At 69.3% G+C, this 12562-nt stretch carries 9 protein-coding genes; 5 read left to right on the top strand and 4 right to left on the bottom strand.

Features of this window, described 5'->3' with window-relative positions; translation table 11 throughout:
- Positions 1–162 precede the first annotated feature (162 nt).
- The gene (locus LCM32_RS17905; RefSeq protein ID WP_224822462.1) at positions 163–654 is read right to left on the bottom strand and encodes an Lrp/AsnC family transcriptional regulator; all 492 of its coding nucleotides are present in this window, start codon (positions 652–654) and stop codon (positions 163–165) included.
- Between the two features lie 110 nt (positions 655–764).
- On the opposite strand from LCM32_RS17905, the gene putA reads away from it, so the two are divergent.
- Positions 765–4202 carry a bifunctional proline dehydrogenase/L-glutamate gamma-semialdehyde dehydrogenase PutA gene (gene putA, locus LCM32_RS17900; RefSeq protein ID WP_224822461.1) on the top strand — a complete coding sequence of 1146 codons (3438 nt, stop codon included), beginning with the start codon at positions 765–767 and terminating at the stop codon, positions 4200–4202.
- Positions 4203–4485: 283 nt separating this feature from the next.
- Positions 4486–5325, top strand: a complete 840-nt coding sequence (locus tag LCM32_RS17895; RefSeq protein WP_224822460.1) for a fumarylacetoacetate hydrolase family protein — start codon at positions 4486–4488, stop codon at positions 5323–5325.
- Between the two features lie 79 nt (positions 5326–5404).
- On the opposite strand, the gene LCM32_RS17890 is transcribed toward LCM32_RS17895, so the two are convergent.
- From LCM32_RS17890 to LCM32_RS17880, 3 genes are all read right to left on the bottom strand, one after another.
- Positions 5405–6838: an FGGY family carbohydrate kinase gene (locus LCM32_RS17890; protein ID WP_224822459.1), complete on the bottom strand. Its 1434-nt coding sequence runs from the start codon at positions 6836–6838 to the stop codon at positions 5405–5407.
- Complete coding sequence (locus tag LCM32_RS17885) at positions 6835–8037, bottom strand: NAD(P)/FAD-dependent oxidoreductase (RefSeq protein ID WP_263618231.1); 1203 nt, start codon at positions 8035–8037, stop codon at positions 6835–6837. The genes LCM32_RS17890 and LCM32_RS17885 overlap by 4 nt, the downstream gene beginning before the upstream one ends.
- 173 nt (positions 8038–8210) lie before the next feature.
- Positions 8211–9605: an NAD(P)/FAD-dependent oxidoreductase gene (locus LCM32_RS17880; protein ID WP_224822458.1), complete on the bottom strand. Its 1395-nt coding sequence runs from the start codon at positions 9603–9605 to the stop codon at positions 8211–8213.
- 197 nt (positions 9606–9802) lie between these two features.
- Between LCM32_RS17880 and LCM32_RS17875 the strand changes: the two genes are divergently transcribed.
- Genes LCM32_RS17875 through LCM32_RS17865 form a run of 3 tightly spaced genes read left to right on the top strand, consistent with a single transcriptional unit; the run spans position 9803 to position 12490 of the window.
- Positions 9803–10558, top strand: a complete 756-nt coding sequence (locus LCM32_RS17875) for a DeoR/GlpR family DNA-binding transcription regulator (RefSeq protein ID WP_224822457.1) — start codon at positions 9803–9805, stop codon at positions 10556–10558.
- 46 nt (positions 10559–10604) lie between these two features.
- Positions 10605–11159, top strand: a complete 555-nt coding sequence (locus tag LCM32_RS17870) for a TRAP transporter small permease subunit (protein WP_224822456.1) — start codon at positions 10605–10607, stop codon at positions 11157–11159.
- The gene (locus tag LCM32_RS17865) at positions 11156–12490 is read left to right on the top strand and encodes a TRAP transporter large permease (protein ID WP_224822455.1); all 1335 of its coding nucleotides are present in this window, start codon (positions 11156–11158) and stop codon (positions 12488–12490) included. The genes LCM32_RS17870 and LCM32_RS17865 overlap by 4 nt, the downstream gene beginning before the upstream one ends.
- The last annotated feature ends 72 nt before the right edge of the window (positions 12491–12562 follow it).

Here is a 12562-nt window from a genome sequence, read left to right as displayed (position 1 = left end):
GAGGATAACAGGCCGATCCTGATACGCACAACAATAGGTTGTCCGACGCTGCGGCCACCCTTGAAAGCGTCCGCCTACTTGGGGTCTGCGCGGCGCACTGTCCATGGCGCGGACTGCGACATGCTGGCCGATAGCGTCACATTCACGTGAAAAAAGGGCGTCTCAGGCCGTCATCGCAGCGTCCTTGACGCTCTCCATCGCCATGTAGGTCGAAGTTTGCGCCACATGGGGCAAGGCGGAAAGCTGCTCACCGAGGAAACGCCGGTAGGCGGTGATGTCCCGCGTGCGGATCTTCACGAGGTAGTCGAAGCCCCCCGCGATCATGTGGCATTGCTCCACCTCGGGCAGGCGGGCCACGGCGGCGTTGAACTCCTTCAGGGCGCGTTCCGTCGTGTCGCGCAGCTTCACCTCCACGAAGGCGACGTTCTCCAGCCCCAGCTTCACCGGGTCGAGCTGCGCCCGGTAGCCGAGGATATAGCCCTCCGACTCCAGCCGCCTGATGCGCGCGGCGCAGGGTGTCTTGGACAGGCCCACCGCGGCGGCCAGATCGGTCACGGTGATCCGCGCATTGTGGCTCAGCGCGTCGAGAATCCTGCGGTCCAATGCGTCAAGATCACTGCGGGCGACCCAAGGGTCTGTCACTTTCTCTGCCATGAGGCCTCACAAAGGTCGTATCGACCATGATTTGACGATTTTCGGAGAAAATGGAAGTCTGCAATCTGCGATACTAGAGACAAATGCCCCTCTCACCGATGGAGCCCTCCATGACCGCGCCTTTCCAAGCCCCGCTTTCCCCGCTGCCCGATGAGGCCGCCGCCCTCGCCGCCCTGCTGCGCGCGACCACGGTCGATGCCGCCCTGCGCGCGCGCATCTCGACCCGCGCCACCCAGATGGTGCGCGACCTGCGCGGCTCCGGCGGCCCGGGGATGATGGAGCTCTTCCTTGCCGAATACGGCCTTTCGACCGAAGAGGGCGTCGCGCTGATGTCGCTGGCCGAGGCGCTGCTGCGCGTGCCCGACAGCCACACCCGCGACGCGCTGATCCAGGACAAGATCGCCCGCCATGACTGGGCCGGGCATCTCGGTCACTCCGGCAGCTGGATGGTGAACGCCTCGACGCTGGCGCTGACCACGGCGGGCAAGGTTCTGGGCGAAGGCTCCACCGGGCCGCTCTCGGGCGCGCTGCACCGCGCGGTCAAGCGCGTGGGCGAGCCTGCGATCCGCAAGGCCGTGGGGCAGGTGATGGAGGCCGCAGGCCGCCAGTTCGTGCTGGGCGAGACCATCGAGGGCGCCACCAAGCGGGCCGCGACGCTGGAGGCCAAGGGCGTCACCCATTCCTACGACATGCTGGGCGAGGCCGCCCTGACCGAGGCCGACGCGCAGCGCTACATCGCCGCCTATGCCAAGGCCATCGCCCATCTGGCGAGCCGGGCAAAGGGCGATGACATCCGCGCCAACCCGGGCATCTCGATCAAGCTCTCGGCGCTCTTCCCGCGCTACGAGACCGCGCAGGCCGACCGCGTGATGGTCGACCTCGTGGCGCGCACCCGGGACCTCGCCCGTCAGGCCAAGGCCGCGGGCATCGGGCTCAACATCGACGCCGAGGAGGCCGCACGGCTGGAGCTGTCGCTGGACGTGATCGCCGCCGTCATGGCCGATCCCGAACTGGCGGGCTGGGACGGCTTCGGCGTGGTGGTGCAGGCCTATGGCCTGCGCGCCGGCGAGGTGATCGACTGGCTCTACGGGCTGGCCGGGCGTCTGGACCGCAAGATCATGGTCCGTCTGGTGAAGGGCGCCTACTGGGACGCCGAGATCAAGCGCGCGCAGGTCGAGGGGCTGGAGGGCTTCCCGGTCTACACGCAGAAGGCCTCGACCGATGTCAGCTACATCTGCAATGCGGCCAAGCTGCTGGAGCTGACGGACCGGATCTATCCGCAGTTCGCCACCCACAACGCCCATACCATGGCCGCGATCCTCGAAATGGCGCCCTCCAAGGACGTGTTCGAGTTCCAGCGCCTGCATGGCATGGGCGAGGAACTGCACGCGCTGGTGCGCAAGGCGGAAGGCACCCGCTGCCGGATCTACGCGCCCGTCGGCTCCTACCGCGACCTGCTGGCCTATCTCGTGCGGCGCCTTCTGGAGAACGGGGCGAACTCCTCCTTCGTGCACCAGATCGCCGATGAAAACGTCGCGCCGGAAGAGATCGCCGCCGATCCCTTCCTTGCCGTCGAGGGCTGGCTTGCCGCCCCGCACAACCCGGCGATCGACCTGCCCGAGGGGCTGTTCGCGCCCGAGCGTCCGAACTCCAAGGGTTTCGACCTCGACGATCCGGCAGAGCTGGCAGGCCTTGCCGTGGCGATGGAGCCCTTCGCCACCAAGCAATACGTCGCAGGCCCCGAGGGCGGCGAAGAGCATCCCGTGATCAACCCCGCCACCGGGGCCGAAGTGGGCCGCGTCCGCCGTGTGTCCGCCGCAGCCGCCGTGGCGGCCTGTGACCGGGCGCGCGACTGGTCCGACACGCCCGTGGCCGAACGCGCCGCGATCCTGAACCGCGCCGCCGACCTCTACGAGGCGCACGCGGCCGAGATCTTCGCCCTGCTGTCGCGCGAGGCGGGCAAGGTGCTGGCCGATGGCGTGGCGGAGCTGCGCGAGGCGGTCGACTTCCTGCGCTACTACGCCGCTCAGGCGACCGCGTCGGAGGCGGCGCCTGCGGGCATCTTCGCCTGTATCTCGCCGTGGAACTTCCCGCTGGCGATCTTCACCGGCCAGATCTCGGCCGCCCTTGCCACCGGCAACGGGGTCGTGGCGAAACCGGCAGAGGCCACCTGCCTCACCGCCGATTTCGCCGTGGCGCTGCTGCACGAGGCGGGCGTGCCCGGCGACGTGCTGCAACTGCTGCCCGGCACCGGGGCCGAGGTGGGCGGCGCGATCACCGCGCATCCGCGCATCGCGGGCGTCTGCTTCACCGGCTCCACCGCCACGGCACAGCGCATCCACCGCACCATGGCCGACAGCCTGCCCGCAGGGGCGCCGCTGATCGCGGAGACCGGCGGCCTCAACGCGATGATCGTCGATGCCACGGCTCTGCCGGAACAGGCGATCACCGATATCATCGCCTCCTCCTTCCAGTCCGCCGGTCAGCGCTGCTCCGCGCTGCGGGTGCTCTACCTACAGGAAGACATCGCCGAGGGCTTCCTCGAAATGCTCTATGGCGCGATGGACGAGCTGCGCCTCGGCGATCCGGCGCAGATCACCACCGACGTGGGCCCGGTGATCGACGCTGCCGCAAAGGCCAAGATCGACGCCCATGTGGAGGCCGCCCGCAAGGAGGGCCGACTGCTGCGCCAGATCGCGGCGCCGGGGCAGGGGACGTTTGTCGGCCCCGCCGTGATCAAGGTAGGCGGCATCGAGGACCTCGCCGAGGAGATCTTCGGCCCGGTCCTGCATGTGGCCACCTACAAGGCGCGCGACCTCGACCGCGTGGTCGAGGCGGTGAATGGCTGCGGCTACGGCCTGACCTTCGGGCTGCACAGCCGGATCGGCGGCCGGGTGGCGGATATCACGTCGCGCATCCGCGTCGGCAACGCCTATGTGAACCGGAACCAGATCGGTGCCATCGTCGGCTCGCAGCCCTTTGGCGGCGAGGGGCTGTCGGGCACCGGCCCCAAGGCAGGCGGCCCGCGCTACCTGACCCGCTTCCGCGCGGTGGAGGCCCCGGCGCTGCCCGCGCCTGCGGGGCGTGAGGTGTCCGCCGCCGAGATCGAGGCCGCCTTCGCAGCACTGCCGGTGCCCACGGCCTGCCTCGAAGAGGTCGAGCTGCCGGGGCCCACGGGTGAGAAGAACACGCTGCGGACCTTCGCCCGCGATCGCGTGCTCTGCCTCGGGCCGACGGCCGAGGCGGTGGCCAAGCAGGTCGCACAGGCGCGCCGTCTGGGCTGCCGCGCAGTGGGCGTGGCGCCGGGCTATGGCCTGGGTCTCGACGGCGTGGTGACGGCAGAGGTGCTGGCCGCGCTGCCCGACCTCGCCGCGGTCGTTTCGTGGCAGGCCGAGGCCGGTGACATCCGCCGCGCGCTCGCGGGCCGCGACGGCGCGCTGGTGCCGCTGCTGGCGGATCGCGACTTCACCCGCTGGCTGGTGCTGGAGCGGCATTGCTGCATCAACACCGCCGCTGCAGGCGGCAACGCCGAGCTGCTGGCGGGCTGACCGCTCTCGAAAGTCACCGCCCGGGCGCCCCGCGCCCGGGCCGCGCCCGTCCCGCCCCCTGGGCGGGCGCGCCTTGCGCCCCCGGGGCTGACGCCCCCTGCGGGCTCAAAGGCTCTGCCGGAGCCTTTGCAAGACGCCCTCCGGCCCCGGGACGGGCGCGACCCTGCCGAAGGGCAAGGGATCAGGGGCGGTTCTCCCTGACGCCCCGCTGACACCGCCATGAAGGGCTGTCATTCCCCCGCGCTTCCGCTAGGAAAGGGGCAAGACCAACAGGGAGGTTTCCATGAAATTGATGCGTGTCGGCCCGCAAGGGGCTGAAAAACCGGCCATTCTCGCAGAAGACGGCTCGATCCGCGATCTCAGCGGCGTGGTGGAGGACATCAAGGGCGATGTGCTCTCGCCCGAGGGGTTGGCCAAGATTGCCGCGCTCGATCCGATGAGCCTGCCGGAACTGGCCGCAGACCGCATCGGTGCCTGCGTCGCGGGCACCACCAAGTTCCTCTGCATCGGCCTCAACTATGCCGACCACGCCGAGGAAGCGGGCATGCAGGTCCCGCCCGAGCCGGTGCTCTTCCTCAAGGGCCTGACCGCGATCTGCGGGCCGAACGATGCCACGCCGCTGCCGCGCGGGTCGGAGAAGCTGGACTGGGAGGTCGAGCTGGCGGTGATCATCGGCAAGCCCGCGAAATACGTCTCGGAGGCCGAGGCGCTCGACTATGTCGCGGGCTATGCGGTGTCGAACGACGTCAGCGAACGCGCCTACCAGACCGAGCGCGCGGGCCAGTGGACCAAGGGCAAGAGCTGCGACAACTTCGCCCCGCTGGGGCCCTGGCTGGTGACCAAGGACGAGGTCGCCGATCCGCAGGCCCTCAAGATGTGGCTGACGGTGAACGGCGAGACGATGCAGGACGGCGCCACCACGACGATGGTCTACGGCGTGGCCCATGTGGTCAGCTACCTGAGCCAGTTCATGACCCTGATGCCGGGCGACGTGATCTCCACCGGCACGCCCCCGGGCGTGGGCATGGGGATGAAGCCGCCGCGTTACCTGAAGGTGGGCGACGTGGTAGAACTGGGGATCGAGGGCCTCGGCCAGCAGCGGCAGGAAATCGTCGCCGACTGAGGCGCGGGCGCGGGCTGGTCATCGGCCCGCGCGTTTCCGACCGCCCGGGCGGAGGCCTGAGCGGGCCGGGGGCAACCTTTCAGCCCGTTACGGCGTGGCCATAGGCCTGCACCGCTTCCCGCGCGGCCCGGAATCGGGCCATAGCGCCGTCTGGCAGGGCGCGCGGGTGCAGCAGGCGGCCCTTCGGCGCGGCCTCCAGAGACAGGCTGGCCCCCGCTGCCGCCATCGCTGCCGTGCCGAGCGCGGTCAGCTCTGCCTCGTCCGAGAGGCGGATCTCGCGGCCGAGCGCATCGCAGAGAAACTGGCAGAAATAGGGGTTCGCGCTCATCCCGCCGTCGATCGAGACGGGGGCGGACAGCGGCACCGCATTGCCCATGCTCTCCAGCACTTCGGCCGAACGGAAGGCCACGCCCTCCAGCAGCGCCTGCATCATGTCGGCGGGGGATGTGTCGAGCGAGAGCCCCATCCATGCGCCGCGCGCCGCGCGGTCCCAATGCGGGCAGGCGAGGCCCGCAAGCGCCGGCACGAAGGCGAGGCCCCGGGCGATGGCGGAGGGCGCCTCGAAGCGGGCGATCGCGTCGAAGGTCTGGAAGAGCCGCATGTCCCGCGCCCAGTTCACCGCCGAGGAGGCGGCGTAGACGCCACCGTCGAGCGCATAGGTCGGAGCGGCCCCGGCGATCTGCCACGCGATCGTGGGGACCGGGCCGGAGGCTGGGCGGCAAAGTGCCTCTCCGGTCACCGCAAGGGCGAAGGCCCCGGTGCCGAAGGTGATCTTGGCATCCCCCGCCGCACGGCAACCATGGCCGTAGAGCGCCGCCTGCTGGTCCACGAGGCTGGCGGTCAGGGGCCGGGGGCCCGCGCCGGTCTGCACGGTGCCGAACGCCCCGGCGCACGGCGTGATCGGTGGCAGCAGCTCCATCGGCACGCCGAAGAGCGCGCAGAGATCCGCATCCCACTGGCCGGTGTCGAGGGTCATCAGCGAGGTGCGCGAGGCGGTGGTGATGTCGGTCTCATACCGCCCGGTGAGCCGGTCGCGGAAGAAGGCATCCGTGGTGCCGAGCCGCAGGCGGCCCCGGGCGGCGAGGTCCTGCGCTTCGGGGATATGGCGCAGGATCCAGCCCAGCTTGGAGGCGGAGAAATAGGGATCAAGCGGAAGCCCCGCGCGGGCCAGCGTCAGGGCCTCGGCGCCCTCGGCCTTCAGGCGCTCCGTCTCCGGGGCGGTGCGGCTGTCCTGCCAGACGATGACCGGGCTGACGGCACGCCCGGTTTCGCCGTCCCAGGCGAGGCAGCTTTCGCCCTGGTTGGCGAAGCCCACGGCGGTGACGTCCTGCGGCGCGGCAGCGAGGCAGGCGGCGAGATTGGCGATCAGCTCTTCGGGGTTGTGTTCGACGTGGCCCGGCGCGGGGTAGACTTGGCGGTGCGCGTGGCTGGCCAGCAGCTGCAGGCGGCCGTCCGGCTGTGCCAGCAGCGCGCGGGTCGAGGTGGTGCCCTGGTCGATGGCCAGTAGGGTCATGGCTGCCTCAGGGTGACTTCGGCGGCTGCGACAGAGGGCGCGGGCAGGGGCAGGGAGAGGCGCCGTTCGGGGCGGCTGTCGATCTGGCCGAGGGCGGCTTGCGTTTCGGGCGCGGTGAGCAGAAGGGTGCCGCGCGCGGGCTCGGCAAGGCGCAGGTACAGCTGCGGGAAGGCGGGCGGCAGGTCGCCGGTGACGATGCGCTGCGGCAGGACATAGCGCAGCGGTGCCCCGGTGGTCAGGGCGCAGCCGGTTTCGGGCGCGGGCAGGTGGCCTTCGAGGTCGGCCAGGACGGCCTGGGCCACTGCGCGGCCCTCGGCCCAGCAGTGGCCTGCCGTCTCGACCCCGCGCAGCAGGTTGCCGGCCGCGAAATAGGCGGGATCGGAGCAGCGCCCGTATTGGTCAATCTGCGGCCCGCCGGTGCCCGGGTCGAGCAGGACGGGGCCGGGGCGGAGCAACTGCGTTTCGGGCCGGAAGAGCCCGGTGAGGATGAGCCCGTCAGCCTCGATCCGCCGTGCGCCCTTGGGCGTGGCGAGGTGGATCGCGCGGACGCGGTCCTCGCCCTCGATGGCGGTGACCTGCGTCCGGGTGAGGAGCGGCACGCCGAGGGCCTTCGGCAGCAGGGCGGCCGGGAAGCGGGCAATGGGGCGTGGACCGGGCTCGACCATGGCCACGGGGCGGATGCCCGCGTGGCGGCAGGTGAGCAGGGCGGAGAAGGCGACCATCTCGGTCCCGAGGATCACCGGGCGGCGGAAGGGCGTGAGATGGTCGAGGTAGACGAGGCCCTGCAGCGCGCCGGTGTTGAGCACGCCGCCGGGCTTGGTGCCGCCGATCATCCGCGCCGCGCGGGAGCTTTCCCGGCAGCCCATGGCGAGCAGCACTCGGTCGGGGGTGAGCGTCTCGGGGCCGTCGGGCGTGAGCAGGTCGATCCGCCCGCCGGGATGGAGTGCGGTGACATGGGTCGAGAGGCGGATCTGCGCGCCTGCTGTGGCGGCGGTTGCGGCGAGGCGGCGGGCATAGGCGCGGCCCGAGAGCAGGCGGCGGTATTCGCGCATCCCGTAGGGGGAATGGCCGCAGTGGCGTGGGATGCCGCCCGGTTCGGGCTCGCGCTCGATCACGGTGACGGCATGGCCGGCGGAGGCAAGGGTGGCGGCGGCGGAGAGGCCGGTGGGGCCGGCGCCGATGATGGCGATCCGGGTCATGGGGTGGGCTGCGGGTTAGGGGGGGACGCTGGCGAGGGCGGGGTCTGCGCCTGCGGCGGGCGGGAGAGGGGGGCTGTCTGCCCCCCGTCGCGCAGGGCGCGACTCCCCCCGAGGATATTTTCGAACAGTGGATGATGGGCGCGGGTGCCGTGATGGGGAGGTGTGCGGGGCATTCAGTCCTCCATCCGGTCTGTAGGGCCGGTCATGGGCTGGGCGAGGCGGCCTTCGGTGAGCCTGGCGAGGGCTGCTGAGCAGTAGAAGCCCTGGCAGCGGCCCATGGTGACGCGGGTGCGGCGCTTGAGGCCCGCGAGCGTGTTCGGGGCGAGGGGGCCTGTGAGGGCGGCCTCCACCTCGCGGCGGGTGACTTCTTCGCAGGGGCAGATCAGGCCATCGTGGCCGGGGGCGTGGCAATCGCGCGGCGCGGTGGCGGAGATATTGGGCAGGCGCGGGGTGACCGGATCGGCGAGGGGGGCGGCGCGGTGCCCGAGGGTTTCGGCCAGGGCGCGGACGTGTTTCGCGGTGCCGAGGGCGGAGGAGAGGCCGGTGGAGCGGATGCCGCCCACGGTGATCATCGCGCGGTCGGGGTGCGCCTTGATACGGTATTCCTTGTACTGCGTCGCGGGGCGCAGGCCGGCGTAGAGCGATGTCACCTCGTGGTCGCGCAGGCGGGGCAGGATCTCCTCGCCCTTCGCCCGCAGGGCGGCGAGGGTGTCGGGCACGAGGGCGGCGGTGACGCGGTCCTCCTGATCCTCGGCGGTGGGGCCGACGAGGAGATTGCCGAAGGCGGTGCGGCAGAGGACGATGCCCTTGGTCTTCTCGGTCGGCACCGGCAGCAGGATGTGGCGGGCGAGGGCGGCGGCGGATTTGTCGTAGACCACGAATTGGCCCTTGCGCGGGCGGATGGTGAAATCGCGCTGGCCCAGGAGGCGCTCGTCGAGGAGATCGCCCCAGAGGCCGGCGGCATTGATCACGAGGCCGGCGCGCAGCGGGCCTGCGGCAGTGTCGAGGTGCCAGTCGGTGCCGTCGTGCTGGCCGCCCGTCACCTCTGCGTTGCGCAGCAGGGTGGCGCCGTTGAGCAGCGCCTGAAGCAGGTAGGCATGGGGCGCGGACCACGGGTCGATCAGCGACTCGCCCGGGACGCGGAAACCGGCGCGCAGGCGGGGGGAGAGGTTGGGCTCCTCGCTGCGGATCTGGGCGGCGGTGAGGGGCGTGGCATCCCTGACGCCATTGGCATGGCCCTGGGCCAGCAGGGCGGGCAGGCGGGCCTCTTCCTCCGCGTTCCAGGCCAGCACGAGGGCGCCGCAGGGATCGAGCGGCAGGCCGAGACCTTCGCGGATCGAGAGGTATTCGGCATGGCCCTCGGCCACGCAGCGCTGTTCCAGCGAGCCCTCGGGCGCGTCGAACCCGGTGTGGAGGATGGCGGAGTTGCCCTTGGAGGCCCCGTCGAGCACATCCGCTGCCTTTTCGAGCACCACGACCTTGGCCCCGTCCAGCGTGAAGGCCCGGGCGATGGCGCAGCCGATCACCCCGGCCCCGATTACCGCGATATCGTAGCGTTCCAATGCCATGCTGCCCCAGAGAATGGTGAATAGGTCGTGGGTAAAGTCGTGGATTTTGTGGCATGCTTTGCCCGTTCGGTCAATTGTGGCCGGCACGACGCAGCGGTTTTGACCGATTGATCGGAAAAAATGTTGACACGGGCGGGAGGCCTCGGATTTGCTCTGGCCATTGTTTTCACACACATGATCCCGCCGAGGTCCCCCCGATGAAACCAACCGAGCGCCGTTCGCGGATCGCCGAGGCCGTCGCAGCGGCCGGGCAGATGTCCGTCGAGGCGCTTGCGGATCTCTTCGAGGTCTCGGCCGAGACGATCCGGCGCGACCTCGCGCAGCTGGACGAGGCGGGGCGGCTGCAGAAGATGCACGGCGGCGCGCGGCGCCCGCGGCTCCATATCGAGGGGCCGCTGCCCGAGCGGATGGAAGAGGACACCGCCGGCAAGGAAGAGATCGGTCGCAAGCTGGCCGCCCATGTGCGGCCCGGCGAGACGATCTTTGTCGACACGGGATCGACCACGGTGATCGGGGCGCGGGCGCTGGCCGAGGTGCCGGGGCTGACGGTGATCACCAATTCGCTGGGGGTCGCGCAGGTGCTGGGGCAGGCGGGGGGCACCGTGAAGGTCTTCCTGCTGGGCGGGGCCTATGGCGCGGGCAATGCCCAGACCGTCGGGCCCATGGTGATCGACCAGATCGACCGGTTTCAGGCGGATCAGGCGGTGATTACGGTGGCCGCGGTGGACGCCGAAACCGGCGCCATGGATTCGGATGCGCAGGAGGCCCATGTCGCCCGCGCGATGATGGCACGCTCGGAACGGGTGGTGGTTCTGGCCAACGGGGCCAAGATCGGCCGCCGCGCCGCCTTCCGGCTGTGCAGACTGGATGCAATCGACACGCTGATCACCAACGTCACACCGGATGAGGCTTTCACGGCCGCTCTGGCGCGGGCGAAGGTGGAGCTGCTCTGACCCCCGATCAACGGGGGCGGGGAAAAAGAACAGGGAGTACGGGCAGATGCCCAAGGCAATCAGGACCTATGTCCGGGTGGTGGACACCCTATCGCAATACGTGGGCTACGTGGCCATGTACCTCATCTTCCTCATGGTGGGGATCCTGCTGCTGGACGCGGTGACGCGCAATGTCATCGACATCCCGCTGCACTGGTGCATCGAGGCAGCGCAGTTCACGCTGGCAAGCTACTACTTCCTGGGCGGGGCAATGACCCTGAAGGACAACGATCACGTCCGCATGGACTTGCTCTATGACCGGCTTTCGGTGACGGGGAAGGCGCGGCTCGACCTGATCACGATGATCTGCCTGCTGTTCTACCTCGGCGTGCTGCTGACGGGCGCGGTCTCCTCGCTGGAATATGCGATCCAGACCAACGAGCGCCGGTTCTCCATGTGGAACCCCTCGATGATCCCGATCAAGTCGCTGATGGTGGGTTGTATCATCCTGATGATGCTTCAGACCGTCTCGCTCTGCTTCAAGTACTGGGCGATCCTGCGCGGTGCGCCGCTGACGGATGAGCATGACCCGAACGAGATGGGCGAGGAGGACGTGGCATGAGCTATGAACTCATCGCGCTTTTGATGTTCGCCTCGATGATGGTGCTGCTGCTCACCGGGCAGCGGGTCTTTGCGGCCATCGGCTTCGTCGCCTCGGGGGCGGTGCTGCTGCTCTATGGCACCGGCGGGATCGAGATCCCCTTCTCGGCGGCCTTCAAGCTCTTCAACTGGTTCCCGATGCTGACGCTGCCGCTCTTCATCTACATGGGCTATGTGCTGAGCGAGGCAGGCATCGCCGAAGACCTCTACAAGATGCTCCATGTCTGGTTCGGCCGGGTCCGGGGCGGGCTGGCGATCGGGACGATCTTTCTGATGGTCATCATCTCGGCCATGAACGGCCTGTCGGTGGCGGGCATGGCCATCGGGGCCACCATCGCGCTGCCCGAGATGCTGCGCCGGGGCTATGACAAGGTACTGATCACCGGGGTGGTGCAGGGGGGGTCCTCGCTGGGGATCCTCGTGCCGCCCTCGGTCGTCATGGTGCTTTACGGGATGATCGCGCGCCAGCCGGTCAGCCAGCTGTGGCTGGCGGGCGTGCTGCCGGGGTTGCTGATGGCGGGGATGTTCCTCGTCTACGTCGTGGTGCGCTGCAAGCTGAACCCCAGCCTCGCGCCGACCGTCTCGGACGAGGAAATGAACATGCCGCTCAGCGAGAAGCTGAAGCTGCTGCGCGCGGGCATCATTCCCTTCCTGATCTTCTTCGCCATGACCGGGCTCTTCATCATGGGGATCACCTCGCTGGTGGAAAGCTCCGCCGTGGGGGCCACGGCGGCCACGCTGGCGGCGGCAGTGAAGGGGCGGCTGACCTTCCGCATGATGCACGAGACGGCGCGCAAGACGCTGGCGATCTCCTGCATGTTCCTGTGGCTGATCCTCGCAGCGCTGGCCTTTGGCGCGGTCTTCGACGGCATCGGCGCGGTGCGCGCGATCGAGAACCTCTTCATCACCCGGTGGGAACTGACGCCGTGGCAGGTGATCATCATGATGCAGCTCAGCTTCATCGTCATGGGCATGTTCCTCGACGACACGGCGATGCTGGTGATCGTGGCGCCGCTCTACGTGCCGCTGGTCAAGCTGCTGGATCTCGGCTTCGGCAACCAGTTGATCTGGTTCGGCGTGCTCTACACGATGACCTGCCAGATCGCCTATATCACGCCGCCCTTCGGCTATAACCTGTTCCTGATGCGGGCCATGGCACCGAAAGAGATCACGCTGCCCGACATCTACCGCTCCATCTGGCCCTTCGTGGCGATGATGGCGCTGACCATCGCACTGGTCATGATTTTCCCGCAGATCGCACTGTGGCTGCCGGAATACGTGCGGGGGCGCTGAGGCCCCCGTTCCACCAAAGGCCCGACAAGAGGCCACCCTTTAACCCCAGGAGAGAGATATGAGTGATTTGAT

Origin of the sequence: Pseudooceanicola nanhaiensis, from assembly GCF_020171315.1 — a bacterium.
In the GTDB taxonomy this organism is placed as follows: domain Bacteria; phylum Pseudomonadota; class Alphaproteobacteria; order Rhodobacterales; family Rhodobacteraceae; genus Pseudooceanicola; species Pseudooceanicola nanhaiensis_A.
Note: the sequence above shows the minus strand (reverse complement) of the source record. Positions and strands in the feature narration are given on the sequence as shown.

What these genes read in the sequence shown, in the direction of transcription:
- LCM32_RS17875 (WP_224822457.1), top strand. Translation starts at nt 9,803, where the DNA reads ATGAAACCAACCGAGCGCCGTTCGCGGATCGCCGAGGCCGTCGCAGCG.
- putA (WP_224822461.1), top strand. Translation starts at nt 765, where the DNA reads ATGACCGCGCCTTTCCAAGCCCCGCTTTCCCCGCTGCCCGATGAGGCC.
- LCM32_RS17865 (WP_224822455.1), top strand. Translation starts at nt 11,156, where the DNA reads ATGAGCTATGAACTCATCGCGCTTTTGATGTTCGCCTCGATGATGGTG.
- LCM32_RS17895 (WP_224822460.1), top strand. Translation starts at nt 4,486, where the DNA reads ATGAAATTGATGCGTGTCGGCCCGCAAGGGGCTGAAAAACCGGCCATT.
- LCM32_RS17885 (WP_263618231.1), bottom strand. Translation starts at nt 8,037, where the DNA reads ATGACCCGGATCGCCATCATCGGCGCCGGCCCCACCGGCCTCTCCGCC.
- LCM32_RS17870 (WP_224822456.1), top strand. Translation starts at nt 10,605, where the DNA reads ATGCCCAAGGCAATCAGGACCTATGTCCGGGTGGTGGACACCCTATCG.
- LCM32_RS17905 (WP_224822462.1), bottom strand. Translation starts at nt 654, where the DNA reads ATGGCAGAGAAAGTGACAGACCCTTGGGTCGCCCGCAGTGATCTTGAC.
- LCM32_RS17880 (WP_224822458.1), bottom strand. Translation starts at nt 9,605, where the DNA reads ATGGCATTGGAACGCTACGATATCGCGGTAATCGGGGCCGGGGTGATC.
- LCM32_RS17890 (WP_224822459.1), bottom strand. Translation starts at nt 6,838, where the DNA reads ATGACCCTACTGGCCATCGACCAGGGCACCACCTCGACCCGCGCGCTG.